Source organism: Streptomyces sp. NPDC096012 (assembly GCF_040426375.1).
Lineage (GTDB): Bacteria > Actinomycetota > Actinomycetes > Streptomycetales > Streptomycetaceae > Streptomyces.
Genome location: NZ_JBEOTD010000009.1, coordinates 80,677 through 105,556 on the forward strand (window position 1 = coordinate 80,677; position 24,880 = coordinate 105,556).

The following is a 24,880-nucleotide window of genomic DNA, read 5'->3' on the forward strand; positions in this document are numbered from 1 at the left end:
CTGGGCGCGCCTCTGCCCCGGCCCATGGACCTGGGCCGGGACTTCCCGGCCCGCGAGCCGGGGCCGGGGCCTCCCCGGTGTCTCCGCGGAGGCCCCGTGCCGCATGTCGCCGCTAGCGGCGCAGTGCGGCCAGGTTGCGGTAGCCGATCGCCGCGTGTGCCAGCGACTGGGACGGGTCGGTGGCGCTCGGGGCGTTGTCCTGCTCGACCATCGGGTTGTGGTAGTTCCGGTGGCCGACGCGGGAGAAGAATCCGCGGTAGTCGATGACGCCGGTGCCGAACGGGACCATGTCGTAGCCCATCCCGTTGGTCGTGTTCACGACGCCGTCCTTGGCGTGGAAGAGCGGGTACCGCTTGTCGTGGCGCGTGACCAGGCCGGCCGGGTCGAAGACGTCGGTCTGTGTGGAGCCGTCGTGGGCGGTGTACGTGCGGAACTTGTACTGGGCCACGTGCGCCCAGAAGATGTCCATCTCCAGCCAGACCAGCTTCGGGTCCGTGATGCCGAGGAAGTACTCCAGCTTGCGGACGCCGGAGCTGCGGGTCGGCCGTCCCTGGGCGTCCAGCGGGCCGCCGTCGAGAAGGAAGCCGTAGGCAGCGTCGTGGTTGTGGGTGTACAGCTTGAGGCCGGCGCGGCGGGCGATCTCACCGAGGGCGTGCCATTTGTCGGCGGCCACGTCCCAGTCGGACTTGTAGGAGCTGCTGGTGGGGTCTCCGCCGGTGCCCACGTGGGCCATGCCGAGGATGTTGGCGATCTCCAGGTGCTTCTTGAAGGTGTCCAGGTCGGTGGCGGTCAGCGGCCACGAACCGGGGATGAAGCCGTGGTTGCCCTGGGCGCGCAGCCCGTACTCGTCCAGCCATCGGCGCAGCAGCCTGGCGCCCTGGACGGTCTCCAGGTTCGCGCCGCCGGGGGCGTTCGGGTGCTGGCCGTAGCCGGCGAACTCGACCTGCCGGTAGCCGAACCGGGCGAGTTGCTCGAAGACGGCGCGGAAACCCGACGGAAGGGAGGTGGACAGCGGGTCACGGCCGGTGGCGTCACGGACGGTGTAGAGGATGATGCCCCGCTTGTCCGCGGGGACGAGGGCCTGTCCCCGGCCGGTGCCGCCGGGCCGGGGTGCGGCCTGGACGGGGCCGGCGCCGAGGACGGGGGCGGCGATGGCACCGGCCGCCACGGCGGTGCAGGTGCTCAGGAAGCGGCGGCGGCCGATCCCGAGACTGCGACGCAGGTCTTCGTCGGTGTGCTGGGTGGTGTTCACGGGTGCCTCTCTGTCGACGGGTCACCGGTGCCGAGACCGGCGAGGTGCAGCAGGAGCGGTTTCACGTCGGTGGCCGCGATGCGGTCTCCGACGGCGCGGGGGGTGGAGCACAGGAGGAGCGGGCCCTCGTCGTCGCTCGTGGGGAGGCGGCCGTGGCTGCCCCGCAGGGGTGAGGGGTCGAGGGGGACGACCGCCATGCGGTAGCGCAGGCCGAGCTTCTTGCGGGCGAGTGCGGAGGCCGCCTTGACCTTGACGTAGGGGTCGAGGGGGTCCATGAACAGCTCGACGGGGTCGTAACCGGGCTTGCGGTGGATCTCCACCAGCCGCGCGAAGTCGGGGGCGCGGGCGTCGTCGAGCCAGTAGTAGTACGTGAACCAGGCGTCCGGCTCGGCGACGGCGACGAGTTCGCCGGAACGCGGGTGGTCCAGGTGGTGGGCCTTCTTGCCCTGGTCGTCGAGGAGTTGCTCGATGCCGGGCAGACCGTCGAGGGCGGCGCGGGTGGCGGCCAGGTCCTCGGGGCGGCGGACGTACACGTGGGCGATCTGGTGGTCGGCCACGGCGAAGGCGCGGGACGCCATCGGGTCGAGGTACTCCATGCCGTCCTGGGTGTGGACCTCCAGCAGGCCTGCCCTGCGCAGCGCGCGGTTGATGTCGACGGGCCGGTGCACGCGGGTGATGCCGTACTCGGACAGCGCGACGACGGTGCGGCCCTCGGCGCGGGCGTCGTCCAGCAGCGGTGCCAGGGCCGCGTCCAGGTCGGTGGCGGCCTTCAGTGAGCGCGGGTCGTCGGGGCCGAAGCGCTGCAGGTCGTAGTCGAGGTGCGGGAGGTAGCACAGGGTCAGGTCGGGCTGCCGGGTGCGCAGGATGTGGCGGGTGGCGTCGATGATCCACTGGCTGGAGACCAGGTCGGCACCCGGGCCCCAGAAGTGGAAGAGGGGGAACGTGCCGAGTTCACGGGTGAGTTCGTCGTGCAGGGCGGGCGGCCGGGTGTAGCAGTCGGGTTCCTTGCGGCCGTCGGCGTAGTAGACCGGGCGCGGGGTGACGGTGATGTCGGTGTCGGCGCCCATGGCGTACCACCAGCAGATGTTGGCGACCGTGTACCCCGGGTGGGCGCGGCGGGCCGCGTCCCAGATCTTGTCGCCGGCGACGAGGCCGTTGTGCTGGCGCCACAGCAGGACGTCGCCCAGTTCGCGGAAGTACCAGCCGTTGCCGACGATGCCGTGTTCGGCGGGCAGGGTTCCGGTGAGGAAGGTGGACTGGGCGGCGCAGGTGACGGCGGGCAGGACGGTGCCGAGGTGGGCCCGGGAGCCGGCGTCGGCGAGGGCCCTCAGGTGCGGCATGTGGGTGAGGAGACGGGGGGTGAGGCCGACCACGTCGAGGACGAGAAGCGGGGTGGGCCCGGTCATGGCAGCTCCTTCGCGCCGGGGTCGGTCGCCGTCACGGCAGCTCCTTCACGCATGGGGTCCGTCGCCGTCACGGCAGCTCCCCCGCGCACGGGGTCCGTCGCCGTCACGGCAGCTCCTTCACGCACGGGATCGGTCGCCATCACGGCAGCTCCCCCGCGCACGGGATCGGTCGCCGTCACGGCTGTGCCTTCGCGCCGGGGTCGGTCGTCGTCATGGCAGCTCCTTCGCGCCGGGGACGCGGTCACGGCAGCTCCTTCAGCCCGAGGTCGGTCAGGAGGTCGCGGGCGAGGGAGAGTTCGGCGGCGATGCCGTCGGCCAGCCGGTCCCGGCCGCGTGGGCGCAGGCCGGGCGGGAGCGCCTGCCAGGTGTACGTCTCGACCTCCAGGTGCCGGGTGAGCGGGCGGGGGCCGCCGACCAGCCGGGCGAGGGCGCCGCGCAGCACCGGGAGCGTGGCGGTCAGCGGTGCGGCGGGGGCCGCATGGAGCGGGACGTGGAAGTGGGCGCGCCACGGTGCCGTCGTCGGCAGGGCGTCGCCGGTCAGGGCCTCGGCCAGGTCGTCGGTGCCTCGCAGGCCGGCGGGTGCGGGGGTGCGGGTCTGGTGCAGGAAGCGGGGTTCGGCGAACTCGGCGAGGGCCGCGCGCACCTCCGGCCGGGCGGGGTGTTCGGCGTGCAGGGCCGCCGACAGCTGGGACTTCACCACGGGGATCCGTGCGGCGGTGAGCCCGTCCAGCGCGGCCTGCGGGTCCTCGAAGGACGTGGCGAGGTGGCAGGTGTCGACGCAGACGCCGATGCGGGGGTGGCCGACGGCGGTGAGCGGGGCCAGGGCGTCGTGGGTGGTCTCCACGGTGCAGCCGGGCTCGGGTTCCAGCCCGACGCGGATCGAGCGCCCGGTCAGCTCCGCCAGCGCGTCCAGGCGGGCGCCGAGGGTGCGCAGGGCGTCGTGACCCCTGCGGGCGCGGTCGGTGGTCCAGGTGGTGCGCCAGCCTAGCGGCAGGGTGGAGACGCTGCCCTCGGTGACGTCGTCCGGCAGCAGGGCACCGAGGATCCGGGCCAGGGAGGTGGTGTACTCCAGGCGCTCGCGGTCGGCCCAATCGGGCTTGTAGACACGGTACTTGACCTCCTCGGCGCCGAAGCCCTCGTAGGGGAAACCGTTGAGGGTGACGACTTCCAGGCCGCGCCGGTCGAGTTCGCCGCGCAGGGCGCGCAGGGCGGACGGGTCGGTGTCCACGGCGCGGGCGGCGTCGTGGGCGAGCCACAGGCCGATGCCGAGACGGTCGCGGCCGAGCCGGCGCCGGACCGGTTCGCAGTGGTCGCGCAGTTGGGCCAGGACGCCGTCGAGGGTCTCGGCGGGGTGGACGTTGGTGCAGTAGGCGAGATGGACGGTCGTACCGTCCGGGTGCCGGAAGCGCATGGCTCACTCGCCTCCGCGGGCGAGGGAGTTGCCCTCGTGGCTGGCGTCCGGCTGGGCCACCTCGAGGTCCAGGCGTCCGCTGAGCCCGTAGAAGGCGACCGGGTTGCGCCACAGCACGCGGTCCACGTCGTCCTCGCCGAATCCCTCCGACAGCATCAGGTCGGCCACCTTGCGCGTCTTGAGCGGGTCGCTGTGGCCCCAGTCGGCGGCGGAGTTGACGAGTACCCTCTCGGATCCGTACGTGCGCAGGATGTCCACCATCCGCCGCTCGTCCATCTTGGTGTCGGGGTAGACGGAGAAGCCCAGCCAGCAGCCGCTGTCCTTGGCCTCCTTGACGGTCGTCTCGTTGAGGTGGTCGACGAGGACCCGGTCCATGGGCAGGGCCGACTCACGGACGACGTCGAGGGTGCGGCGCAGGCCCGCGAGCTTGTCGCGGTGCGGGGTGTGCACGAGGGCGGGCAGGCCGTGCTCGTCCGCGAGTTGCAGTTGGGCCGCGAGGGCCTTGTCCTCGGCGGGCGTCATCGAGTCGTAGCCGATCTCGCCGACCGCGACGACCTGGTCCTTGACGAGATAGCGGGGCAGTTCGTCCAGGACGGGGACGCAGCGGGGGTCGTTGGCCTCCTTGGGGTTGAGGGCGAGCGTGCAGTGGTGCAGTGGTGGGCGATGCCGTACTGGGCGGCGCGGAACGGCTCCCAGCCGAGCAGGGAGTCGAAGTAGTCGAGGAAGGAGGCGGGCGAGGTGCGGGGCTGGCCCAGCCAGAAGGAGGGTTCCACCAGCGCCCGGATGCCGGCGGCCCGCATGGCCTCGTAGTCGTCGGTGGTCCCGGACGTCATGTGGATGTGCGGGTCGAACAGGCGCATCAGGACTCCTTGCCGGTCTCGGCGGTGGCCAGGGCCAGCACGCGGTACAGGCCGCTGGGGACGGGGCGGTCGGCGGCGGTGCGCTCGGCCGCGAAGTCGGCGAGCATCCGGGCGAGTTCGGCATCCGCGTGGGCGCGCTCGGCGAGAGCGGCCACCGCATCGACGGGGACGCCGGTGAACAGGCACTTGAGGACGGCGTGCCGCCAGGCGTGGGCGTCCAGGTGGCGGGCCGCGTACGGGCCGACGGCGGCGGCGAGCAGTCGGGTGTCGTTGGTGCGCAGGGCGTCCTCGACGAGGGGGAGCGCGCCGGGACCGGGCACGAGGTGGGGCAGGGCCAGCAGGACGGCCCGGCGTTCGGCGGCGGTGCCCTGCCGGTAGACACGGGTGAGGGCGGCGGTGTCCGCGTGGGCCGCGTGCAGGATCAGGACGCGGGCGGCGTCGGCGTGCCGGCTGCCGCAGCGCCGCCCGGCCTCCGCGAGCCGCAGTTCCCACGCGGAGATCGGTCCGTGTCCGCCGGGGTGGTCGGTGGCCTCCTCCAGGGCCCGCCGGAACCATGCGCGGGCGGCGGGATCGAGGTGTGCCTCGAGATCCTCGCGCAGGGCGTCCGGCGAAGGCTCCACTACGACGGTCGAGTGGGTCACGAAGTGCTCCCTTCGGGCACGGCGCCCGCCGCGCGGACGGCCGTACGGCGCACGAACGACAGAGAAGAACCGGCAACACGCAAACTCACGACGCGCCCCCTTCCGGCACGGCCCCCGCCACACGGACGGCCGTACGGCGCACGAACGACAGAGAAGAACCGGCAACACGCAAACTCACGACGCGCCCCCTTCCGGCACGGCCCCCGCAGAAACGCCGGTCGCGTGGCGGAGGAACGGCAGGGAGGTGGCGGCGTGGTGCGGGCCGGCGTGGGAGTGGCGGGGCAGTTCCACGACCGTCAGGCCCTGGTAGCCGGTGGCGGCGAGGGCCGCGAGGACGGGCGGGAAGTCGATCTCGCCCTCGCCGAACGGGAGATGGTCGTGCACCCCGCGTCGCATGTCTCCAGTTCGGCGTTGGTGACGGCGACGTCGACCGAGGTCGCGCCGATGTCGACGCCGAGGAACCGCAGTTCCGGGTTGAGCCGGACGTTGTGGGACCGGCGACCGCCGCGCGAGGCGGCGAGTCCGTCGGCCACCACAAGTCCCGTCTCCAGGAGGCGGTCCACCTCCACGGCCAGCTTGGACCGGGACAGGGCGACCTGGTCGCCGAGTTGAGCACGGGAGTTGGGGCCGCCGTCCCGCAGGAGCTTCAGCAGCCGGGCCTGGTGCGCGTTCGCCGGTCGAGCCGTCATGCGCCTCACGTGCCCCTCCCCGCCAGTTTTCGGCCACCTGTGTCGGCTTTCGAAGGGAACGTAGCAGCGGTCGCCGAACCTGGGAAGAAGATGAGCACAGATTGCCGCTACTTCTTCCACTCACAGGACAAAGAAGGCTGAGCCGGGCCAACCGCCGACGCCACGGGCCCGGTTCCTTCGAGGAGGCGTAGGACCGCCCGCCTGCGGTCGGCAGGCCCACTCGGTCAGGCCGTCAGCTGGTCCAGTTCACTGCCGATCGCATCCCGCAGCGCATCGTGCCGCGGGCCGAGCCTGAACCGCTCGTCGCTCCACCGGTCGCCCGGATACAGCCACACCGGCTTGCCCACCAGCTCGGCCGGCTCCCACTCGAACCGGGGCCAGACATGGGCGTGCAAGAACGGATCCGTGTTGCCGAGGATCTCCAGGTTGACCCGGCGGAACTCGGGGTCCAACCGCCGGCAGGCCCGCTCAACCGCTTCTCCGAGTCGGTCCATGTCGGACAGAAACGAAAGCCGCTTGGCCTTGGGCAGGTCGGTCAGCCGTTGCACACCCGGCTCGTCCGTGAGGAGAACCGAGTACCCGGGCAGGAACTGAACGTCGCCTATCACCGCGAAGCCGGACTCGAGTCGCCGCAACACGGTCGGATTCCCGCCCCGCAGAGCAGCCCCGATCCGGTCCTTCCGCCAGTCACTGGTCATGCCTGAGCTTATCCACTGGTGATCAAGACCTGCTCTTTCGCTCCTCACCCTCCCCACTCTCCGAAGACCGGCCAAGCGAGGCGAAGAGCGGCCCCGGCCGCTCCCAAGAATCGCCGTCACCATCACTTGGCCAGGCGCATGTCCCAGTGACGGTGCTCGGCTGACGCCGGGTGTGCAGCGTCGGCCGAGCCGGGGCAGGGGCGGCTGGATAGGCTTGTGGTCATGAATACGGGCGTGACCGGCAGCGGGACCACTGAGCCGGTCGCCCTGGACGCGGTGGAACTGATGTCCGATCCGGACCTTGGCGCCCGGTTCGCGGAGTCGGCCCACCGGATCCTGGCTGACCTGGTCCGCGGAGGTGCCGCTCTCGGCTGGGTCGAACCACCCTCGCGCGACGAGGTGGCGGAACTCTGCGGTCACATCGTGCGGGCGGTGCGGGCCGGGGACGGGGCCCTGCGTGCCGCTTACCTCGACCGTCGCCTGGTCGGGCTGGGGTACTGGCTGCGCTATGCCCGGCCGACGCACCAGCCGCACGCCGACCTGGAGAAGATCGCGGTGGATGCCGCCGCCCATGGACGTGGCGTCGGCCGTGCGCTGACCGCTGCCCTGATCGCTGACGCCCGGCGGGCCGGTATCGAGGTCCTCACACTGGACGCCCGTGGTGACAACGGCAACGCCCTGCGCCTCTACCGGTCGCTGGGCTTCACCGAATACGGCCGTCTGCCCGACTTCGTGGCTGTGGGCGACCGCCGCTACGACAAGGTCTTCTGCATGCTGGACCTCCGCCGCCAAGACTGAAACCGCGTGTGGAGGCTCCCCGCCCGGCCACTCTGATCGGCCGCGGACACCGGTCGGGAACGGCAGGCAGACGGTTGTCCCATGGGCGGGGCCGATCCAAGCGAGAGGCTTGGCGAGCCTGTCCATCGCAGGCTCGTGTGTGTCAGCGGACTACGGGCGCGCTGCCGGGGGGCGCCACGCTCGCGTGCTGCCCGCGGCCGCAGTGCACCAGCCGTTCCCGCAGCCCCAGCCGACGGGCTTCGGCCAGGAAGTCGTCGAGCGGCGAACGGAAGACGTCGTAGTCGTCGTAATGAACGGGCAGGGCGCGGGGCATTCCGAGTCGGCGAACGAGTTCGGCGCCTTGAGCGCCGTCCATGGTGACGACGAATCCTCCGGGTAGTCGCGTGCCCCCCAGGTGGAGCACGGCGAGGTCGGCTCGGGGAAAGCGACGTACTATCTCGTCCAGTCCGTCGTACAGAAGCGTGTCGCCCGAAATGTACAGGCGCAGGCTCACCGGCCCGTCACGCCGGCCGAACTCCAGCATGGTGCCCATCACCGGCGGCAGCAGCCTGCGCAGCACCGGCTGAAGTGAGTGTTCTCCGGGCAGGGAGGTGATACGGACCTGCGAGCGGCCCGCACGCATCACGCAGTTCTCCCACGTCCGCAGGCCGCCGGCCTGGTCGAAACCCTGCCAGCTCCGCAGACGGCGGGCTGCGTGCGGGGTGGTGACGATCGGCACCGACCGGTCCAGGGACCGTCTGGCCCTGCGGTCCCAGTGATCACCGTGCAGGTGGGAGAGGACCACGGCATCCAGTTCCGGGAGTTCCGCCGGCTGAAGAGCCGGCTCGGTCAGACGCCTGCTCGTCAGTCCGTACCCCAGGTGCGCGCGCTCCCCGCGGTGCAGGAAGTTGGGATCGGTGAGCAGCGCCAGATCGCCGTATCGCAGCAGGACGGTCGCGGTACCGATGAAGTGCAGGTCCAGAGCGTGGTCGTCAAAAACAGCCATAGTGGTCCTCGCCGAGATCGCCGTCGACCCGACGGGGGTCGGCCCGTCCCGGTCGGCCGGGACGGATCCGCCGGATTCATCGGACTCCTCCGGAGTACCCCGCGCGGCCCCGGCCACCCGGCGACCGCCGGACACCATGATGTCGCGTCCCGGCTTGTACACCCGCGCGGCTCGGCCGGCCACGGCAACCACCACACCGAGACCGTGCCCCTCCCCTGATCGCTGGGAACCCCTGGCGGCTCACGGGATCGATCACCCAGGGAACCGGCAGGCGCTCTACCGGCGGACCGCCGAGATCAGGCCGCCGGGCCGCTCCTCGCGTTGCGGCGGGGTGCTGATCGGGCGGCCGTAGGCGGCCGCGCGCTCGCGCAGGGTGTGGCTGTCGGCCTCCCAGCCGTACCCGGCGAGCCAGCCCACCGGGTCGTCGGGCATCTCCGAGACCCACATGGACGCCGCCGATCCAGGGGCGGCGTCCGCGCCGAAGCGCTCGATCACGCCGCGCGAGCCCAAGGTCAGCCCCATTCGGCTGCCTGCCGCCGACTGCTTGCTGATCCGGGCAAGCAGCAGTTCCACCGCGTCCTCGGGCAGGTAGATCAGCAGTCCTTCGGCGATCCACGCGGTCGGCTCGGCCGGGTCGTGCCCTGCTGCGGCCAGCGCGCCTGGCCAGTCCTCACGCAGATCCACCGGGACGGTGATCCGGTCACAGCGTGCGACGGCCCGCTCCTGCCGCAGCACCGAGGCCTTGAAGTCCAGTGGCGCGGCGGTGTCGACCTCGAACAGCCGGGTGCCCTCGGGCCAGTCGATCCGGAAGGCCCGGCTGTCCATCCCGGCGCCGAGCAGCACGACCTGCCGGACCCCGGACGCGGAGGCCTGCTGCAACAAGTCGTCGAGGAACCTCGTCCTGACGACGATGGAGAACGACACGGCCCGCCGGCGGCGTCGTGCTGCCTCGTCGTCGGGCAGCGGCGGTGAGGCGGGCCACAGACCGCCGGCGGCGGCGAAGGCCCGTGCCAGTGGGTCGCGGAACAGCGCGTCCTCCCGCTCGGTCTCCAGTGCCCGTACCCTGGCGACCCCCACCGCCGTGGCCCACACTCCTGACGGCTGCACCCGCCCGTGCTCATCAGTCACGGCGTCAGCCTAACCATCGGGGAACCGGCCGGCCGGGCCCGGGGTGGAACCCTGTCGGCTTGTCCCCACTGACCGGCGCAGTGGGGACCGAGCCCCTGGGAAGCCCGGGACTCGTCCCGACGGGGTGGGCGCCCGTTTGTGTCGTTGTGCGGCGAGCGTGACGGTGGCTGACTTCCGTTCGCAGGCGATCGGGGCCCGGTACGCCGTCTTCGTCGCCGCCGTGGTCGCGTTCGCGGCGCGGAGTGCTCCTCACTTCGGGGTCGCAGCCGGGCGGCCCCGCCGCGGGAGCAAGCCCCGTCAGGACCCTCCGGGGCTTGCGGGCCAGGAGGCAGGCGTGCGGTCTGTTCACCCGTCCGCCGGGCTCCTGCTCCAGCCTCGCGGTGACGACGAGTCCGGCCTGCTCCAGCAGGCCGGCCACGCGGTTCAACGGCAGGAGATACGACTCGTAGGACACCGGACGGCCGTAGCCCTGGGTCGGCTGCAGCCGTTCGTCGCCGACATAGTCTCCCCAGAGCAGGTGGCCGCCGGGCGCGAGCGTGCGGTGGATCTCGGCGAACACCGCAGGCAGCCACTGCGGGGGTGTGTGATGGGTGGAATACCACGCCAGGATGCCGCCGAGCTCGTCGTCCCTCAGCTCCAGCGCGGTCATCGAGCCCTCGACGAACCGCAGGTTCGGATAGGCGTGCCGAGCCAGCCCGACCATCTTCGGCGACAGGTCGACGCCGAAAGCAGGCACCCCCAGCCCGGCCAGGTACGACGTCACGCGGCCGGGTCCGCAACCGAGGTCAGCGACCGGCCCGGAACCGGCCGTCCGCACGAGTTCCGCGAACCCCGCCAGCATCGCGCGTGACAGCGGGTCCATCGCGGCCGGAGGCGGGACGCGTTCGACGTAATCGGCGGCGACCGTGTCGTACGACTCGCGGACGGCGGTCAGGAAGGAGGGCTCAGCCACGCGGGCGAGCCTAGACCAGGGAACTGGCGTGTCACGACCGTGAGTCGGCCTGTGCGACATCTACTCGTAGCGGTACTTCAGCGAGTCCGCCTCCGCCTGCTCGATGTCGGCGATCGTCAGTTCCGGCATCCGCAGTTGGGCCAGCGTCACCTCGGCCGAGGTCGGCTGGGCGTCCGCCGGCAGCCACTGCTCCGGCTTCCAGGCAGCGCTGCGCAGAAGCGACTTGGGGCAGTGCGGGTAGACCTCCTCGATCCCCAGCACCAGCGCACTGGCCGGTGGCTTTCCCACCGCGGTCAGTTGCGACAGCAGCTCGGGGCGGGTGGAGACACAGGCTCGGCCGTTCACTCTGAGCGTCGTGGTGCGCCCGGGGATGACGAACAGCAGCCCGGCCCGTCCGGTGGCGATGACGTTCTGCAGGGTGTCCAGACGCTTGTTGCCGGTCGCGTCCGGTATCGCCACCGTCCGTGCGTCCAGGACGGCGACGAACCCGGCGGGGCCGCCGCGGGGGGAGACGTCGCAGTTGCCCTCGGCGTCCGCACTGGCGACCAGGACCAGCGATGAGCAGCCGATCAACCGCCGCGTGTGTTCGGTGAGTTCGGTCATCTGCTTGCGCACGGCTGCCTCGCCGGGGAGTTCGTAGGTCCGGCGCAACGCCTCCTCGTCGGTCACGGCGTCGATGCGGAGCGAGTCGAAGGCACTGCCGGCAAGGGGTGTCGTCATGCCTCCGACTCTAATGGGCCGACCTGCGATTGATCTTGGTCGGAAAGGTCGAGCGCGACGCCGCCGTGGGCGAGGTCCCCGGCGTTCTCCGGTCGCCGGCCTCCTGCTCCGATCGCGCGCCCCACGTGTTCGACGTGATCAAAGTGACACAGGGCCGCCTCTACGATCTGCTGCACCGCGGCCGCGGGCTGCTGCTGGACCGCACGGCACGCATGGCCGTCGGCGGCTGGTCGGACCGGGTCGACCACCTCGCGGATCCCGCTGCGGTGCTGGATGTTCCGTGCGTCCTGCTACGTCCCGACGGCCACGTCGCCTGGATCGGCGACGACCAGATCCGGCCCTCGCGCAGGCCTGTGGGCCGGCCGGGCCCTCTCTCATCGGCCCTGGACCGTGGTGGGCGGACGGGCCCTCGCCCCTCGGCCCTCGGCCCCCGATCACGGTGAGCAGACGGGCCCGCTCGCCATCCCGCCAGGGCAGGGTGAGCGCGCCCGTCCGCAGTGGAAGAGGCTCGGTCAGGGCTTGAGGACGACCTTCTCGCAGCCGTCCTGCTTGTTCTTGAACAGCTCGTAGCCGCGGGGCGCCTCGGTCAGGGGCAGGCGGTGGGTGATGACCCGGGTGGGGTCGATCTTGCCCTGTTCGATCAGGCGGAGCAGCGGCTTCATGTACTTCTGCACATGGCACTGTCCGGTGCGCAGGGTCAGTGACCTGTTCATCCAGGCTCCGGCCGGGAACTTGTCGATGAAGCCGCCGTAGACCCCGATGACGGACACGACGCCGCCGCTGCGGCAGGACATGATGGCCTGCCGCAGCGCGTGGGGCCGGTCGGTCTCGGCGCGGACGGCCTGCTTGGCCCGGTCGTACAGATGCACGTGGGTGGCGCCGTGCGTGGCCTCCATGCCGACCGCGTCGATGCACTTGTCCGGGCCCCGTCCCCCGGTGAGTTCCAGCAGGGCCGAGCGCACGTCCATGCCCGCGAAGTTGATCGTGGTGTAGCCCTGTGCGGCGGCCATGTCGAGCCGATAGGTCTCCTTGTCGATCGCGATGACCTTGTCGGCGCCCAGCACCCGGGCGCTGTCCATCGCGAACTGGCCGACGGGACCGGCGCCCCAGACGGCGACGACGTCGCCCTCCTGGATGTCGCACATGTCGGCGCCCATGTATCCGGTGGGCAGGATGTCGGAGAGGAACAGGACCTGTTCGTCGGTGAGGTCCGACTCGATCTTCAGAGCGTTGACGTCGGCGAACACCGCGCGGGCGTACTCGGCCTGGCCGCCTGCGAAACCTCCGGTCAGGTGCGAGTAGCCGTAGATGCCGGCCGTCGGGTGACCGAAGAACTTCTCGGAGATCCCCGCGTTGGGATTGGTGTTCTCGCAGCACGAGTACAGCTCGGCCCGGCAGGACGCGCAGGCCCCGCACGCGATGGGGAACGGCACGACCACCCGGTCGCCGACCCGGATCCGGTCGCCGTCCACGCCCGGGCCCACTTCCACGACCTCGCCCATGAACTCGTGGCCCATGACGTCGCCCTTCTGCATGGTGGGGACGTAGCCGTCGAGCAGGTGCAGGTCGGATCCGCAGATGGCCGTCGAGGTGATCTTCACGATGGCGTCGCGGCTGTTGAGGATCGAGGGATCGGGAACGTCCTGCACCTCGACCGAATTCCGGCCCGTCCAGCAGTTGGCCTTCATGACAGGGCCTCCTTCAGCTCGTCCTCGGTCAGCGGTCGTGCCGGGTGCTGCGGAAACTCCCCGCGGGCTCGCTTGCCGCCGGGAGCGCCCTCGGAGCGGATCACCTCGCCGGTCTCCTCGATCTGCTTGGCACGCCGCAGGTCGTCGTCCAGTTGCTGGTGGGGCTCCTCACCGAAGTAGCGCGCCGCCGCCTTGCCGAGCGGACCGGCGGGTATGTCGTAGCGCAGGGTCACGTGGATCTCGGTGCCGCGCCCGCCGGGGGCGGGCGTGAAGCGGACCTCGCCGGAGTTCTCGATGTCGGCGCCGTCCAGCGAGCGCCAGGCGATCAGCTGCCCCGGTATCTCCTGGGTGATCTCGGCGTCCCACTCGACGTGTTTGTCGAACGGCGCGCTCGCCTTCCAGTGGCTGGTGCGGGGGCCCGTGATGCGTACCTCGTCGAGGTGCGCCATGAACCGCGGCAGCTGGTCCAACTGCCGCCAGAAGTCGTAGACCTCGTCCGGAGGCCGGCTGACGGTGGTGGTCGCGGTCAGTTCCACTGGTGTGCTCCTGCGGGTCCGGGTCACGGCCGCGTAGACGTCCGTGGCGGTGATGACGGTGGTGGCGGCGGTCGCGGCGGCCGTCCGGCCGACGCCGCGGCCGTCGTGGTTCTTCAGGGCCCTGGCCAGCATCGTCAGGTCCATCACGTCGCCGCCTACGCGGCCCCAGAGCCAGACCGGGCTCGGCCGACCCAGCAGTCCGGCGGCCGCCACCAGCTCACGGACGCCGACGGCGGCGGTGGCCAGACGGTGCCGGGGCGCGTCCCCCACGCCCAGTGCCCGGGCGAAGCTCCCCGGACCGGCGACCTGGGGTACGCCCAGAAGCGCACTGGCCAAGCCCAGGCCGCGCACCAGGGGATCGTGCTGGAGGTCGGAGTGGGTTGCTGTGCTCATCACATGCTCCCGCTGGAAGGTCGGACGGTCGAATCCCCCCGAAAAAGATCCCAATGGGGTCATTGCAGGCAACAACAAGGGCGGGGTTTCCGACCCGACCGGGTTCAAACGACTGGCACGGGTATCGATGTGGCCGAGAGCCGGTGAAGGCCGGCGCTCGGGCTGGCGGCCTGGCCGTACGTCGTGGGGAGCGGGCCGCCTGGTCCTCGTGCGCGTGGACCCCGGAGAGCGGGTCGAGCCGGTCCGCCGTCGGCGTGCGGTGCTGCGGTGCTGCGGTGCCGGAGTCTGCTCGGTGGTGGCGAGACGTGGTGGGCCGCCGTCCCGACAGCTCGTCTGGGACCTCCGCGAGGGCCGAGGCGCCTGCCCGCGTGTCTCCTCCAGGCGGCCCGGCCAGAGGCTGCCGCAGGCCCGGCCAGAGGCTGCCGCAGGCCCGGCCACGGGTTGCCGGAGGCCGGGCCCGAGGTTGCCGAAGGGCCGGCCCGACGGCATCCGTGCGGAACCGCCGAACGGCGACAGCGTTGGCGGACAGCTCCGGGTCCTCCGGCCGCTCGCTGAACCGGAGATCGTCGAATGCGCCGGGTACGGCGGCGGGGACAGCCCCGTCGACGATGCTGTGGGGTGAGCGGCGTGCGGCGCTGCGGGTGAGCAGCGTGCGGCGCTGCGGGTGAGCAGCGTGCGGCGCTGCGGGTGAGCAGCGTGCGGCGCTGCGGGTGAGCAGCGTGCGGCGCTGCGGGTGAGCGGCGTGCGGCGCTGCGGGTGGGCGCGGGTGGGCGGCGTGCGGTGCTGCGGGTGGGCGGCGGCGTCAAGACGGAGGGTGCCCTGGGCTGCTGTACGGCGCCGGCGAGAATCCGCCGAGGTGTGCCGCCGACCCGTTCCGTGCCGCCGGGTTCGCGAATCGAGCGACTGACCCAGCTGCGCGACTTCCTCTTGCCGGATGTGAGCCCGCCGGCCCCGACACCTTCGTTCCGACGCGGCTGAAGTCCCTCTCGGTGCCGTCCCCACCCGCCAGGGCGGTGACGGGCCGGGTGCAGTCCCTACTCGTTCGGCTCGGAGGCACTGATCTCGGACAGGGCCGAGTCGGTGTCTCGTTCCACCGCCAGGTCGCCCAGCGACACGATGCCGACCGGGTGGTCTTCCTCGACGACCGGAAGACGCCGCACGGCGTGCTGCCGCATGAGCTCCACGACCCGGTTCACGTCGTCGTCGGGCGAGACAGTGATCAATTCCCGGCTGCACGCCTCGGCGACCGTACGGTCGCCGACGTTGCCGCCCTCGGCCAGCACGCGCACCACCAGGTCGCGGTCGGTGACCAGGCCGCGCAGCTCCTCGTTCTCTGCCACCAGCACCACGCCGATGCCCTGGTCGCGCATGATCCGGGCGACCTCCACCACCGAGGTCTGCGGCCCCACCGTCACCGGAGCGGCCGTCATCACCTCACGGATCTTCTGCGCCATCGTGCCTCCCAAGTCGGCTTTCCCGGTCAACCGCCGGCGAGCGCGTGCGTGGCGGCCCCAGTGGCTCTCCCCGCAAGCCGTCGGAGTCTCACTCCGGGTCCGCTCTTTGCCCACCAACAGCCCACCGACGGAGTCGGACCGCGAGTTCGGCGTCGAGTTTGTTGCTCAGTAAAGGAACGTATGGCTCCGGTGAGGGCACGAGAGGCTCGCCCGGGCCCCGGTACCCGAACGGCTGCCGATGCCCGGCGGTGTGTGATCTCCCGCAGCGCCGAGGGCGTGCAGCGCAGGCGGGCAGGCCCGGCGCCAGACCCCGGCGGCGCCCCGGATGCGCACCGATGGCCAGCCCCCACGGAATGGCATATGCATGGGATAACGAATCGGCGAGCGAGGGAGAACTGCGCGATGTCCCCAGGCAACGAAGCGATCACGTGCCCCTTCGACTTCAGTGAGGGCTTGGAGTTCGATCCTTCTCTGGCGAAGCTCATGGACCACGATTCCCCCACACGGATCCGGCTGCCGTACGGCGACGCCGACGCCTGGCTGGTCACCGGGTTCGAGGGGGTCCAGCGGGTGACCACCGATCCCCGGTTCAGCCGGGCCGCGATCCTGGAGTTCGACTATCCGCGGCTCACCCCGGAACCCATCGTGTCCCCTGAATCGATCAACGTGATGGACCCGCCGCAGAGCAGCCGTCTTCGGCGCCTGGCGTCGCAGGTGTTCTCCCAGCGGCAGGTCGACGAGTGCATGCGCGGGCGGATCATCCGGCTCGCGGACAGGCTCCTGGACGAGATGGAGGAGCAGGGAGCGCCGGCGGATCTCGTGGACCGGCTGTCGAACCCGCTCCCCCAGCACACCATCTTCGACCTCCTCGGGATCCCCCGGGCCGACTGGGCGCCCACGCAGCAGAACCTGCAGCGTCTGCTCGCCACCGGCCCGGACCGCCGCGAGGTCGCCGCGACCGCCAAGGCCGAGCTGCGCGCCTACTTCGGCGCACTGGTCGATCAGCGCCGCGACGCCCCCGGTGACGACCTGATCAGCGCGCTGGCCGCGGCGCGGGACGGCGAGGACGTGCTCGACGACCAGGAACTGGCCGTCATGGCACTGACGTTGACGCTCAGCGGGCAGGACACGGCCACCTGCCAGATCAGCGACATCTGCTACCTCCTGCTGACCCGCCCCGAGCTGATGAAGCACCTCAGCGCCCGGCCGGAGTCCCTCACGGACGTCCTGAACGAGCTGCTGCGCTACATCCCCTTCCGCAAAGGGGTCGGCATTCCCCGAGTGGCCCTGGAAGACGTCGAGATGGACGGCGTACGGATCCGCAAGGGCGACTTCGTGCATGTGTCGTACCTGACGGCGAACCGCGACCCCGAGCGTTACCCGGACCCCGAGTTCATCGACCCGGACCGGCCCCCCATGCCGCACATGACCTTCGGCTGGGGCGGACACCGGTGCATCGCCGTGCCGTTGGCCATGGCGGAGCTGGAAGTGGCCATCGGGCGGCTGCTGGAGCGGTTCCCGGGACTGCGGCTGGCCGTGCCGCCGGAAGACGTGCGCTGGGACACGGAGACGATCCGCCGCTTCCCGCTGGAGCTGCCCGTCGCCTGGTAGCCGCCCGGCGACACTTGAGGGGGACCGAGGTGGGGGACGCGGGCGGAGAGACGGGCGGGCTCGGGTGTGAGACCCGTACGGGAAGAGGCCGAGAGGCCGCACCCGACACCGCCGACACCCTCGTATGCGGGCGTTGCTTCGGCGTGTCCGACCATGCGAGGGTGGGGTCATGGCCAAGCCCACGACGCCGCGCGGTGGTGCTCCGCGTGCCGCCGGTGTGCTGCCGGACGAGATCGAGCGCGGCGCCCTCGAACCCGCCGAGCGGATCCCGACGATCACCCCCCTTGCCGCATACTTCGGGGTGAACGAGAACACCGCCCGTACGGCGATCGTCACCCTGGACGAACAGGGAGTACTGTCCGGTCCGGCCGGCGGCGACGCTGCCGAGCTCTGCCCCGGCCGTTGGCGCACCGTGCCCCCGGGCCGAGGGCTTCTGGTCGAGTCTCCCCGCGGACGGCGTCGAACTGAGCCATGCAACGCGACTGGAGCGCTGGAGTGCCACTGATCAGCATCACCATCCCCGTCCACGACGAGGGCCGGGCACCCCTGCTCGACCTCGGCACGCGGGAACTCGCGGTGCTGCCCCGGCTCGACGCCCTGCGGGACCTGAACCGGCGCTGGACGCCGTCCGAGTCGTCCGCGGAGGGCGCCGCGTGACCAAGGTCGTCTCGGTTGTCACGCCCGTTCACGGTGACGGGACGGGCTTCCTCGGGGAGGCCTATGCCTCCCTGCGGGAGCAGGTGCTCCCGGCCGGCTGGGCGTGGGAATGGTGTGTGCAGGAGGACGGAGAGGGGGTCGGCGCGGCCGCGCATGTGCCGGCCGACGATCCGCGGATTCACATCGCCGCCTCGCGCAGGGGCGGTCCACATGTGGCACGCACCATGGCATTCGCCCGGTCATCGGGCCGATACGTCAAGGTGCTCGACGCCGACGACACGCTGGCAGCGGGCGTCCTCGCACGTGACGTCGACGTGCTGAACTCTCGTCCGGACGTCGGCTGGACCACGTCACGTGTGCTGGACCTCCTGGAGGACGGCACGAAACTGGGGTTCGAGGGTGACCCCGAGCCCGGTCTGCTACCTCGCGGCAGCGGTTACGCCTTCTGGGCCGAGCACCGGCGGCCGCAGGTTCACCCGGCCACCCTGTGCGTACGTCGGTCCCTCCTCGCGCTGCTCGGCGGGTGGATGGCGCTGCCCGCCTCCGGCGACACGGGGCTGCTGCTCGGTCTGGACGCTCTGGCCAGCGGCTGGTTCCACGAGGAGACCGGCCTCACCTACCGGAAGCACTCCGGGCAGATCACCGCCCATCCGGCACACCGCGCCGGGCCTGAGTGGGAGGCACGCATGTCCCTGATTCAGGAGCATGCTGTGGCCCTGCGGGCGTGGTCAGGCCAGGTCAACGCCCCCTGAGAGCGCCGATTGGTGACGTGCCCTCACATCATCCACGAAGCTTTCTCGCCGTTCCAGCGTCACGAGGGGGCCGAGCCGCCCAGCGTCCCCTGTTCCGCCCTTCACGCGTCTTCTGCGCCCCCAAGAGGTGAGCAGACACGGCTTCCGTACTCATCGCGCGGACCCCGTCCCCCTGGGAGAACGGAAGACAAAGCCCGTGGACCTGGGCCTGGCTGACTGCACACTCGCGTGGATGTGCGCGGGCGCAAACAGTCGCGCGGCACGCGCATGCCTCAGCATGAACGCCCCGTCGAACAAGAACCAGTGGTGGGCAGTGCTGCGCGTAGGAGACACGAATCGCTGGGTACTGGTGCCCTATCTGAACGAGGGCGTCGCGGTGACGGGCACCTACGGTGACGACAACGTCGCCCCACTGCGCGAACTGCCCTCGCCGGAGGACGCCACCGCCGCCCAGCAGTGGTTCCTCAACCGCCAGTAGAACTCTGCCGCCGCCACCGCCAGGGCGGCGGCACACCGTCCGTGCCGGTGCTGCCGCGGCCGGGGCGGGGCCGGTCGAGCGCGTTGGCGTGGTCCGGGTGATCATTCCCCTGGCCCCGGGGTCGGCCCGGCGGGGGCGGGGGATGCCGGTCATCGGTGCTCAGCCCTCCCCCGGTTCCCAGGCTCGGCACCGCGGGTGACCGAGTCCTGTCCAGGACGGCCGATGCCGCATGGGTTTCGTCGCCGTATGGAGCTGCGAACGCTGAGCTACTTCGTGGCTGTCGCGGAGGAACCGCGCTTCGGGCGCACCCCCGTCGACCCGCAGAACGCAAGAGTCGGATCCTCGGCTTCGCGAGCGCGCGGTGGCCGCGGCATTCCTCGGTGGCGTGGGCAAGGCCCGCACGGCTGTCCGGGTCTGCTACAGCTCGATCTCGATCTGCTCGATGTCCGTGAACGCCACGCCCAGTCCGCGCGCCCGGGTGTCGTTGGCGCGGAAGTACATCTGCGCGAGGCCCTCGGCCGCGATCTGCTGGAGTTGCTTCTCGGTGGCGCCCTGCTCTTGGGCGGTGAACAGGCGGTCCGCGAAGGCGGGCGGCAGAGCCTGGGTGATGTCGCGGATCCGGGCGTCGTCGGTGGTGCCCGGCGCGGCGGTGAACCCGAAGCGCGCGCGGGTGGAGACGACCAGGCCGTCGGTGGAGGCCGCCCTCTGTTTCGCCCTGGCCCGCACCTGCGGCTGCCAGCGCTTCCTGACCTCCCGCTCCATGCGGCCTCGCAGCTCCTGGCGGGGCCGCTTCAGCCTGCCCGCGACGTACCGCTCCACGGTGCGCTGGGACACCCCCAGCAGCACGGCGACCGGCTTGGTGCCCTTGAGCTGCTTGACCAGGTACTTCATCTGCGCCTGGGCGCTCTGCGGGATGCGGCGGGTGAACGCCCCCTCCAGCGCGCGGTCCAGGCTGTCCCCGACCGAGTCGACCATGACCTGCTACTCCCCCGCTCCGGCTGTCGGATCGTCCTTGATCAGGTTGGAGACGTTGAAGACGCCGCCGTGCTCCTCGAACCGCTCCTCCGCCCACAGCACGGTCTGGGTGCCCTGGTGCTTCACCATCCCCGGCGAGACACCGAGCCGGAACGTGCCCGGCACCGGCTTGCCCTCCGGGGTGTACGGCAGGACGTCCAGCGGGGAGGGGCCGGGCGAGGGGTAGACGATCGCGTCGGTGCCGATCGCCACCGGGTACAGATCCGCCGCCGCGGCGGTCTTCATCAGCTTGCGGTGCAGGCCGATCCGCTGGTTGGCGAGCACGGCGGCCCGGATGTCCGGGCGCCACGTCTCCCGGGCGAGCGCGGGCCACGCCTCGTAGTACGGTACCTGGCCCCGGTTGCGCTGGCGCAGCTTGCCGATGCCGCCCTTCGCCGTCGCCTTGATCGCGGTCTCCAGCAGCGCCATGGTCGGGTCCACCCGCCTGCGCCGCGCCATCGCCTCCAGAAACTCCCGGCCGCCGAGGTCTGCGGTGACGCCGAGGTCGGCCATCGTCTCCACGTACGCGTCGCGCAGCCGCTTGTACCAGCCGTCCAGGTAACGGCCGGTCCGCGTGCGCACGTAGGCCTCGATCGGCGCGACGTCGAAGCCGAGCTCCACCGCGTACTGCACCGTGGGCGTGGCGTACCAGGCCGGGCCGGTGGGGCGGTCGCCCTTCGGCGTGAACGGCGAGGGCAGCCGTTCGCCGTCGACCGTCCGGCCGCCGACGTCCACCCGGGACAGGTCCACGTGGCTCAGGTCGACCAGCCACGACCCGGGGAGCGAGGCGTCGAATTCCGGGTTGCCGGTCAGGTGGGTCGGCCCGTTCAGTCCGACCGTGAGCCCGTTCGCCGCCGCGGCGAACGACATGTTGATGTCGACCGCGACCAGGAACCGGTTCACGCACTCCTCATCGGTCAGCGGCCGGCACCAGTCGTACGGCTCCTCCATCAGCATCTCGGCCGGTGTGCGCAGGTGGTGCCGGGCGAACTTGCCCTTCAGGACCGGGTGTTCGTCCGGGACCTCGCACTCCACCACGTCGTACAGCCGGGTGAGTGCGTCGTCGTTGAGGGCTCGCCTGAACTCGCCGGTCGCCTCGTCCTTCTCGGCCCGGGTCGGCGGGCGCAGCGCGACCATCAGCTCCAGGCCGGTGACGGCCGTGGTGCCGCGCGGCGTCATCACCCGCTGCGCGTACGCGCCGAGGTAGCGGGCGAGGTCGGCCGGGTGCATCGTCGGCAGCACCGGGTCGTCCTTGCGGTCCCACTCGCGGACGTCCAGGGCGTTCCAGGCCGGGATGCACAGTTGGACGCAGTTGCGCTTGGAGCCGTCGGCCGGGCGGTAGATCCGTGCCCAGGGGCCCAGGCCGCGCCGGGTGAGCTGCCAGTCGGCCTTGGTGAGCTGCTTGACCACCCTGTGGCTGTCCGGGAGCCGCCCGGCGCGCCGTTGCTCCTCCGAGAGGGCGGCGGGCAGGCCGAAGCGCTCCAGCGCGGCCGGGGTCAGGACCAGGACCGGATCGGCGTCGCGGCCGTTGCGGTGCAGGCGGGCCTGCCCGAGCCGGGCCTCGGTCAGCGTCCACTCGACCAGCGACGGCAGGGACTTGGCGGGCACGTCCAGGACCAGGCCGCCGACGCAGTACGCCAGGACCCGGCCGTCCTCGACGTCGACCACGGCGAGCGGGCCGTTCTCGAACCGGGGATCGACGGCAGCCTGCTTCTTCACCGCCTTCGTCGGACCCGGGCGCCGGGACGACGTGACCGACGTGACCGACGTGACCGACGTGACCGGCTTGGCGGCAGGCACCGGACGCACGGCAGCGGCCTGGGCCGGGACAGTCGGCTCCCCGGCCGGCAGGACGGGATCGGGGGCGGGAGCGGGGGCGGTGCACGCCGCCGCCGCGGGCGCCGGGTCGGGCGCCTCGGCGGGCGCGGGGAAGCGTTCGGCCAGCTTGTCGAGCAGCCGGGCGTAGGCGGCTCGCTTCGGCGGCCGTGGCTCGCTCCGGCCGGCTTCCCAGTTCCCCACCGACTCGCGCCGGGCCTGGAGCGCCTTGGCGACCTGGTCCTGGCTCAGCCCGGCGGCCTCACGGAGTCGTTTGCGTTCCGCGGGCGGCGGCAGTGGGTCCTGGGCGACCTGCTCAAGCAGTGCGTCCACCGCACTGAACAGCGCGTCTTCGTCATTGGGCACCCGGATCAGCTCCACCCTGCAGCCTGCGCGAAACGCTTACAGATTACTCGCGGTTTTCGCTTGGCTTACCCGGGGCGCGCCGGGTCGTCCTGCTTGCGACGCTGCGCGAGGTTCCGCTCCGCCAACTCCGCTCCGCCAACTCCGCTCCGCCAGCTGCGGCCCGGACACGACCGCGCGACGATCCGCTGACGCCACCGCCTCACCCGCTGTGCCAAGGGCGGCGACCTCAGTCCCGGCCGTCGGCAGCGCTACGCACCGCGTCCCGTCTCGGGCGTGGGGCGTGCATGTGTGCCCGGCCGGTTGCGGCTCAGTCGGTGGCCGTGTCCGCAGCGGTGGCCGGGTTCGTCAGGGCATCGAGCTCGGCGGCGAGGTCGGGGTGAGTGGTGGTCAGGTGCGGGCGGGTGGCGTTCAGGGGGTGGATGAGGTCGGCGGGATCGTCGTGGGCGAGGGCCGCGTGGAGTTGGCTGAGGGGACGGTGGGCGGCCGTGGGGAGGTCGGTCAGGGCGGTGATCCGGCCGGCGATGCGGCGCAGGTCGGCCGCGTTGCGGCGGGCCCAGGTGGCGGTGTTGCGTTCGGCGGCGCGGCGGTCGCGGGTGGCCTGGACCCGCTGCTCGCCGGTCGTTCCGGCGGGGCCGGGCCGGTTCCGCAGATAGCGGCGCTCGGCGGCCTGGCGGCTGGCGACACCGAGGGGGTGGGCGAGGTCGGCCCAGCTGGCTCCCGCGTCGCGGGCCGTTTCGATCAGACCCGTTTCCCATCCGGCGAGCCGCTCGCGCACCTGCCGCAGCAGCAGCAAGGAGGCCAGGGCCTGCTCCGGGCCGGGGTCCGGCGCATCGGGGACGTCGGGGCCCGGGGCCTCGTGGTGGGCCGAGCGCAGGGCGTCGTCTATGGCCTGAAGGGCCGCCGCAGCGGCGAGGAACGAAGCCGGGCTCTGGGCGTCGGCGCCGGAAGAGACCGGCTGGTGGGCTGCTGTCATGGGCACCTCCCGGGATTGTCATCCATCGGACGACACTGGGTTTGTCATCCATTGGATGACATGCTACAACGGATCCAGTGAGGCGCATTGGCAGCAACTGCCCGAACCTTCTGGAGGTGTTTCACGATGTTGATGCGCACCGACCCCTTCCGTGAGCTCGACCGGCTGACCCAGCAGCTGATGGGCCCGGGAACCTGGTCGCGGCCGTCCGCGATGGCGATGGACGCCTACCGCGAGGGTGACGAGTACGTGGTGGCCTTCGACCTCCCCGGCGTCAGCCCGGAGGCGATCGACATCGACGTCGAGCGGAACATGCTGACCGTCAAGGCCGAGCGCCGGCCCGTGGCCAAGTCCGACAACGTGCAGATGGAACTGTCGGAGCGGCCGCTGGGCGTCTTCTCCCGCCAGCTCGTGCTGGCCGACACCCTGGACACCGAGCGCATCAAGGCCGACTACGAGGCCGGGGTGCTCACCCTGCGCATCCCGATCGCCGAGCGGGCCAAGCCCCGCAAGATCGCCATCGGCGGCGGCTCCGACCGCAAGGAGATCTCCGGCTGAGCCGGGCGATACGGGCCGAACAGCGGTGGAGGACGGGCAGCTGATCTCCCCCCTCACCCCGTCCTCCGCCGCCCCGGGACTGAAGAAGGTGGCGGCCGACATGCCCCTGCGACGCGAAGTGTTCCTCGATCGGGTGAAGGAACGCGGCGAGTACGGAAGCCGGCAGGAAGCCGAGCGTGCGGCCCGTGTGGTGCTCGCCCTGCTGGGCGCACACCTGGTCGGCGAGGTGCGCGCCCAGCTGGCGGCGCGACTGCCGGAGGACTTCGCCCTGATCCTGCTGAACCCGCTGCAGAGTGCCGAACCCCTGTCACCGGAGCGGTTCGTGCGCGCGACCGCGGCCTGGATAGAAGGCGCCACCGACACGACCGCGGCCTGGGACGTCAGCGCCGTGCTCAGCACCGTCGCCGACGCCGCCGGCGACGACCTGCTGGGCCAGATCCTGCTCCAGCTCCCCGTCGGCTACGACCTCCTCTTCGGCCGCCCCGAGCCCACCTGACCACACACGCCCGGTGTCCGCACACCGGCACCACGACCCCGGCGACAGAAAGGCAACACCCCAGTGATGTCCGACCGGCGTGCACGTCTCCAGCACCCGCCCACGATGACGGACGAGGAGATGCTGGAGAAGGTCCGCTACGAAGGCGCCTACCCCACCCGGGAACGGGCCGAGGAAGCCGTCCGCCTGGTCCTCGCAGGACTCGGACGCCAGCTTACGGGCGACGAACGCGTCGAACTGGCCGCCCGCCTGCCCATCGAAGCCGCACGCATCCTCACCGCGCAGATCCCCGACGCCCGCCCTCTCACCGGCTGGGCCTTCGTCAAAGACCTCGCCTCCCGTACCGGCGCCGGCCTCGCCACCACCCGCTGGGACACCGGATCGGTCCTCTGCACCATCGCGGACCTGGCCGGCCCCGACCTCCTCACCCGCATCCTGAGCCGGCTCCCCGGCGGCTACGCGCTGTTGTTCGGCCGCGCCGAACTCACCCAGGCCGCGTAGGCGGCCCGATCCCCTTCCGGCGCCGGGACACGGTGGTGACGGGGTGGC

24 protein-coding genes and 4 pseudogenes are annotated in these 24,880 nt (G+C 71.7%); 10 read left to right on the plus strand and 18 right to left on the minus strand.

What is annotated here, in order from left to right; translation table 11 throughout:
* Positions 1 to 112 precede the first annotated feature (112 nt).
* The 8 genes and pseudogenes from ABVB68_RS12015 to ABVB68_RS12050 form a co-directional block, all read right to left on the minus strand.
* On the minus strand, positions 113 to 1,252 hold the full coding sequence (locus tag ABVB68_RS12015; protein WP_353600929.1) for a sugar phosphate isomerase/epimerase family protein: 1,140 nt from the start codon (positions 1,250 to 1,252) through the stop codon (positions 113 to 115).
* Positions 1,249 to 2,658, minus strand: a complete 1,410-nt coding sequence (locus tag ABVB68_RS12020; protein WP_353600930.1) for an alkaline phosphatase family protein — start codon at positions 2,656 to 2,658, stop codon at positions 1,249 to 1,251. The genes ABVB68_RS12015 and ABVB68_RS12020 overlap by 4 nt, the downstream gene beginning before the upstream one ends.
* Before the next feature lie 241 nt (positions 2,659 to 2,899).
* Positions 2,900 to 4,069: a metabolite traffic protein EboE gene (eboE, locus tag ABVB68_RS12025; RefSeq protein ID WP_353600931.1), complete on the minus strand. Its 1,170-nt coding sequence runs from the start codon at positions 4,067 to 4,069 to the stop codon at positions 2,900 to 2,902.
* Positions 4,070 to 4,072: 3 nt separating this feature from the next.
* A pseudogene (locus tag ABVB68_RS12030) lies at positions 4,073 to 4,929 on the minus strand (TatD family hydrolase).
* Complete coding sequence (locus ABVB68_RS12035; RefSeq protein WP_353601057.1) at positions 4,929 to 5,549, minus strand: EboA domain-containing protein; 621 nt, start codon at positions 5,547 to 5,549, stop codon at positions 4,929 to 4,931. Before ABVB68_RS12035 ends, ABVB68_RS12030 begins: the two are co-directional and overlap by 1 nt.
* Before the next feature lie 195 nt (positions 5,550 to 5,744).
* Positions 5,745 to 5,969: pseudogene (locus ABVB68_RS12040) on the minus strand (TIM barrel protein); the annotation flags it as partial.
* Positions 5,969 to 6,259: pseudogene (locus tag ABVB68_RS12045) on the minus strand (sugar kinase); the annotation flags it as partial. The pseudogenes ABVB68_RS12045 and ABVB68_RS12040, both read right to left, overlap by 1 nt.
* A gap of 224 nt (positions 6,260 to 6,483) precedes the next feature.
* On the minus strand, positions 6,484 to 6,957 hold the full coding sequence (locus tag ABVB68_RS12050) for an HIT family protein (RefSeq protein WP_353600932.1): 474 nt from the start codon (positions 6,955 to 6,957) through the stop codon (positions 6,484 to 6,486).
* Positions 6,958 to 7,179: 222 nt separating this feature from the next.
* Between ABVB68_RS12050 and ABVB68_RS12055 the strand changes: the two genes are divergently transcribed.
* Entirely contained in the window at positions 7,180 to 7,755 is a 576-nt protein-coding gene (locus ABVB68_RS12055) for a GNAT family N-acetyltransferase (RefSeq protein WP_353600933.1), read from the plus strand.
* A 142-nt stretch (positions 7,756 to 7,897) separates the two neighbouring features.
* On the opposite strand, the gene ABVB68_RS12060 is transcribed toward ABVB68_RS12055, so the two are convergent.
* The 4 genes and pseudogenes from ABVB68_RS12060 to ABVB68_RS12075 all read right to left on the minus strand — a co-directional run bounded on the left by ABVB68_RS12060 (position 7,898) and on the right by ABVB68_RS12075 (position 11,540).
* The gene (locus ABVB68_RS12060; protein ID WP_353600934.1) at positions 7,898 to 8,740 is read right to left on the minus strand and encodes an MBL fold metallo-hydrolase; all 843 of its coding nucleotides are present in this window, start codon (positions 8,738 to 8,740) and stop codon (positions 7,898 to 7,900) included.
* A gap of 276 nt (positions 8,741 to 9,016) precedes the next feature.
* The gene (locus ABVB68_RS12065; RefSeq protein ID WP_353601058.1) at positions 9,017 to 9,832 is read right to left on the minus strand and encodes a class I SAM-dependent methyltransferase; all 816 of its coding nucleotides are present in this window, start codon (positions 9,830 to 9,832) and stop codon (positions 9,017 to 9,019) included.
* Positions 9,833 to 10,178: 346 nt separating this feature from the next.
* Positions 10,179 to 10,820: pseudogene (locus ABVB68_RS12070) on the minus strand (class I SAM-dependent methyltransferase); the annotation flags it as partial.
* Positions 10,821 to 10,880: 60 nt separating this feature from the next.
* Positions 10,881 to 11,540 carry an MSMEG_1061 family FMN-dependent PPOX-type flavoprotein gene (locus tag ABVB68_RS12075; protein ID WP_353600935.1) on the minus strand — a complete coding sequence of 220 codons (660 nt, stop codon included), beginning with the start codon at positions 11,538 to 11,540 and terminating at the stop codon, positions 10,881 to 10,883.
* 65 nt (positions 11,541 to 11,605) lie between these two features.
* Between ABVB68_RS12075 and ABVB68_RS12080 the strand changes: the two genes are divergently transcribed.
* Positions 11,606 to 11,983, plus strand: coding sequence for an aromatic-ring hydroxylase C-terminal domain-containing protein (locus ABVB68_RS12080; protein ID WP_503006089.1), 378 nt, complete (start codon positions 11,606 to 11,608; stop codon positions 11,981 to 11,983).
* A 69-nt stretch (positions 11,984 to 12,052) separates the two neighbouring features.
* Here the strand turns inward: ABVB68_RS12080 and ABVB68_RS12085 are convergent, their stop codons facing one another.
* From ABVB68_RS12085 to ABVB68_RS12095, 3 genes are all read right to left on the minus strand, one after another.
* Positions 12,053 to 13,228 (minus strand): zinc-dependent alcohol dehydrogenase, encoded by a 1,176-nt coding sequence (locus ABVB68_RS12085; RefSeq protein WP_353600936.1) that lies wholly within the window; start codon positions 13,226 to 13,228, stop codon positions 12,053 to 12,055.
* Positions 13,225 to 14,157 carry an SRPBCC family protein gene (locus ABVB68_RS12090; protein ID WP_353600937.1) on the minus strand — a complete coding sequence of 311 codons (933 nt, stop codon included), beginning with the start codon at positions 14,155 to 14,157 and terminating at the stop codon, positions 13,225 to 13,227. The genes ABVB68_RS12085 and ABVB68_RS12090 overlap by 4 nt, the downstream gene beginning before the upstream one ends.
* 1,034 nt (positions 14,158 to 15,191) lie before the next feature.
* Positions 15,192 to 15,611, minus strand: coding sequence for a CBS domain-containing protein (locus ABVB68_RS12095; RefSeq protein WP_353600938.1), 420 nt, complete (start codon positions 15,609 to 15,611; stop codon positions 15,192 to 15,194).
* Between the two features lie 402 nt (positions 15,612 to 16,013).
* Between ABVB68_RS12095 and ABVB68_RS12100 the strand changes: the two genes are divergently transcribed.
* From ABVB68_RS12100 to ABVB68_RS12120, 5 genes are all read left to right on the plus strand, one after another.
* A complete protein-coding gene (locus ABVB68_RS12100; protein ID WP_353600939.1) occupies positions 16,014 to 17,222 on the plus strand; it encodes a cytochrome P450 in 1,209 nt (402 codons plus the stop codon).
* A 169-nt stretch (positions 17,223 to 17,391) separates the two neighbouring features.
* On the plus strand, positions 17,392 to 17,727 hold the full coding sequence (locus ABVB68_RS12105) for a GntR family transcriptional regulator (RefSeq protein ID WP_353600940.1): 336 nt from the start codon (positions 17,392 to 17,394) through the stop codon (positions 17,725 to 17,727).
* The gene (locus ABVB68_RS12110; protein ID WP_353600941.1) at positions 17,718 to 17,879 is read left to right on the plus strand and encodes a hypothetical protein; all 162 of its coding nucleotides are present in this window, start codon (positions 17,718 to 17,720) and stop codon (positions 17,877 to 17,879) included. Before ABVB68_RS12105 ends, ABVB68_RS12110 begins: the two co-directional genes overlap by 10 nt.
* On the plus strand, positions 17,876 to 18,631 hold the full coding sequence (locus tag ABVB68_RS12115) for a glycosyltransferase (RefSeq protein ID WP_353600942.1): 756 nt from the start codon (positions 17,876 to 17,878) through the stop codon (positions 18,629 to 18,631). The genes ABVB68_RS12110 and ABVB68_RS12115 overlap by 4 nt, the downstream gene beginning before the upstream one ends.
* A 277-nt stretch (positions 18,632 to 18,908) precedes the next feature.
* Positions 18,909 to 19,109, plus strand: coding sequence for a hypothetical protein (locus tag ABVB68_RS12120; protein WP_353600943.1), 201 nt, complete (start codon positions 18,909 to 18,911; stop codon positions 19,107 to 19,109).
* A 417-nt stretch (positions 19,110 to 19,526) separates the two neighbouring features.
* Here the strand turns inward: ABVB68_RS12120 and tpg are convergent, their stop codons facing one another.
* The 3 genes from tpg to ABVB68_RS12135 all read right to left on the minus strand — a co-directional run bounded on the left by tpg (position 19,527) and on the right by ABVB68_RS12135 (position 23,277).
* The gene (gene tpg / locus ABVB68_RS12125) at positions 19,527 to 20,084 is read right to left on the minus strand and encodes a telomere-protecting terminal protein Tpg (RefSeq protein WP_353600944.1); all 558 of its coding nucleotides are present in this window, start codon (positions 20,082 to 20,084) and stop codon (positions 19,527 to 19,529) included.
* 6 nt (positions 20,085 to 20,090) lie between these two features.
* Positions 20,091 to 22,304 carry a telomere-associated protein Tap gene (gene tap, locus ABVB68_RS12130; protein WP_353600945.1) on the minus strand — a complete coding sequence of 738 codons (2,214 nt, stop codon included), beginning with the start codon at positions 22,302 to 22,304 and terminating at the stop codon, positions 20,091 to 20,093.
* A gap of 307 nt (positions 22,305 to 22,611) precedes the next feature.
* Positions 22,612 to 23,277, minus strand: a complete 666-nt coding sequence (locus ABVB68_RS12135; protein WP_353600946.1) for a type III effector protein — start codon at positions 23,275 to 23,277, stop codon at positions 22,612 to 22,614.
* Between the two features lie 126 nt (positions 23,278 to 23,403).
* On the opposite strand from ABVB68_RS12135, the gene ABVB68_RS12140 reads away from it, so the two are divergent.
* The 3 genes from ABVB68_RS12140 (at position 23,404) to ABVB68_RS12150 (ending at position 24,832) form a co-directional block, all read left to right on the plus strand.
* The gene (locus ABVB68_RS12140; protein ID WP_353600947.1) at positions 23,404 to 23,835 is read left to right on the plus strand and encodes an Hsp20/alpha crystallin family protein; all 432 of its coding nucleotides are present in this window, start codon (positions 23,404 to 23,406) and stop codon (positions 23,833 to 23,835) included.
* Positions 23,836 to 23,935: 100 nt separating this feature from the next.
* Complete coding sequence (locus ABVB68_RS12145; protein WP_353600948.1) at positions 23,936 to 24,331, plus strand: DUF2267 domain-containing protein; 396 nt, start codon at positions 23,936 to 23,938, stop codon at positions 24,329 to 24,331.
* A 66-nt stretch (positions 24,332 to 24,397) separates the two neighbouring features.
* Positions 24,398 to 24,832, plus strand: coding sequence for a DUF2267 domain-containing protein (locus ABVB68_RS12150; protein ID WP_353600949.1), 435 nt, complete (start codon positions 24,398 to 24,400; stop codon positions 24,830 to 24,832).
* The last annotated feature ends 48 nt before the right edge of the window (positions 24,833 to 24,880 follow it).

Coding starts and splice junctions, on each gene's coding strand:
- ABVB68_RS12085 (WP_353600936.1), bottom strand. CDS start 13,228: ATGAAGGCCAACTGCTGGACGGGCCGGAATTCGGTCGAGGTGCAGGAC.
- ABVB68_RS12060 (WP_353600934.1), bottom strand. CDS start 8,740: ATGGCTGTTTTTGACGACCACGCTCTGGACCTGCACTTCATCGGTACC.
- tpg (WP_353600944.1), bottom strand. CDS start 20,084: ATGGTCGACTCGGTCGGGGACAGCCTGGACCGCGCGCTGGAGGGGGCG.
- ABVB68_RS12140 (WP_353600947.1), top strand. CDS start 23,404: ATGTTGATGCGCACCGACCCCTTCCGTGAGCTCGACCGGCTGACCCAG.
- ABVB68_RS12075 (WP_353600935.1), bottom strand. CDS start 11,540: ATGACGACACCCCTTGCCGGCAGTGCCTTCGACTCGCTCCGCATCGAC.
- ABVB68_RS12135 (WP_353600946.1), bottom strand. CDS start 23,277: ATGACAGCAGCCCACCAGCCGGTCTCTTCCGGCGCCGACGCCCAGAGC.
- ABVB68_RS12050 (WP_353600932.1), bottom strand. CDS start 6,957: ATGACCAGTGACTGGCGGAAGGACCGGATCGGGGCTGCTCTGCGGGGC.
- ABVB68_RS12120 (WP_353600943.1), top strand. CDS start 18,909: ATGAACGCCCCGTCGAACAAGAACCAGTGGTGGGCAGTGCTGCGCGTA.
- ABVB68_RS12105 (WP_353600940.1), top strand. CDS start 17,392: ATGGCCAAGCCCACGACGCCGCGCGGTGGTGCTCCGCGTGCCGCCGGT.
- ABVB68_RS12095 (WP_353600938.1), bottom strand. CDS start 15,611: ATGGCGCAGAAGATCCGTGAGGTGATGACGGCCGCTCCGGTGACGGTG.
- ABVB68_RS12100 (WP_353600939.1), top strand. CDS start 16,014: ATGTCCCCAGGCAACGAAGCGATCACGTGCCCCTTCGACTTCAGTGAG.
- ABVB68_RS12090 (WP_353600937.1), bottom strand. CDS start 14,157: ATGAGCACAGCAACCCACTCCGACCTCCAGCACGATCCCCTGGTGCGC.
- ABVB68_RS12020 (WP_353600930.1), bottom strand. CDS start 2,658: ATGACCGGGCCCACCCCGCTTCTCGTCCTCGACGTGGTCGGCCTCACC.
- ABVB68_RS12145 (WP_353600948.1), top strand. CDS start 23,936: ATGCCCCTGCGACGCGAAGTGTTCCTCGATCGGGTGAAGGAACGCGGC.
- ABVB68_RS12055 (WP_353600933.1), top strand. CDS start 7,180: ATGAATACGGGCGTGACCGGCAGCGGGACCACTGAGCCGGTCGCCCTG.
- ABVB68_RS12150 (WP_353600949.1), top strand. CDS start 24,398: ATGTCCGACCGGCGTGCACGTCTCCAGCACCCGCCCACGATGACGGAC.
- eboE (WP_353600931.1), bottom strand. CDS start 4,069: ATGCGCTTCCGGCACCCGGACGGTACGACCGTCCATCTCGCCTACTGC.